General features: G+C 56.7%; 2 pseudogenes. Both read right to left on the reverse strand.

What is annotated here, in order from left to right:
• Nucleotides 1-109, reverse strand: a pseudogene (locus tag SOP95_RS31675) (magnesium transporter); the annotation flags it as partial.
• Nucleotides 110-239: 130 nt separating this feature from the next.
• Nucleotides 240-441: pseudogene (locus SOP95_RS31680) on the reverse strand (1-acyl-sn-glycerol-3-phosphate acyltransferase); the annotation flags it as partial.

Below are 441 nucleotides of genomic sequence, written 5' to 3' on the forward strand. Positions count from 1 at the left end.
TCCATACAAAGTGATCGGGTTTGGCGGCCCAGGCCGCGCCTTCATCGAGGGTGATATCCGTGACTTTCTTACCGGCGCTATAGACGGCGGCCGCAACAACTCTACCCATGGTGCTGATCGCTTCTTATTGGGAGGACAGGTGTTGGGCAGCTTAGCCTGAATGGCGTTCCGTCGTAGCGGCAAGCTTTTTTGTGGTGAGCGAGCTTGCTCGCGCTGGGTGCGAAGCGCCCCCAGAATGTTCAGACAGCCCGCAACTCGCGGTCCATCTGCGCGATGCATTCATCCATCTGCACATGACACGCCTGCATCAACGCCGGTATGTCATCCGCAGTCATCCCAATGGTAGGAATCGGCGGCAATGACCGTATGAGCACATCCCCACTGTTCCAGCGATTGAGCTGCATATGTGTCACGTAATTGCTGACACACACCTGCACGATC

Source organism: Pseudomonas sp. YuFO8, from assembly GCF_035065025.1.
GTDB lineage: Bacteria > Pseudomonadota > Gammaproteobacteria > Pseudomonadales > Pseudomonadaceae > Aquipseudomonas > Aquipseudomonas putida_AE.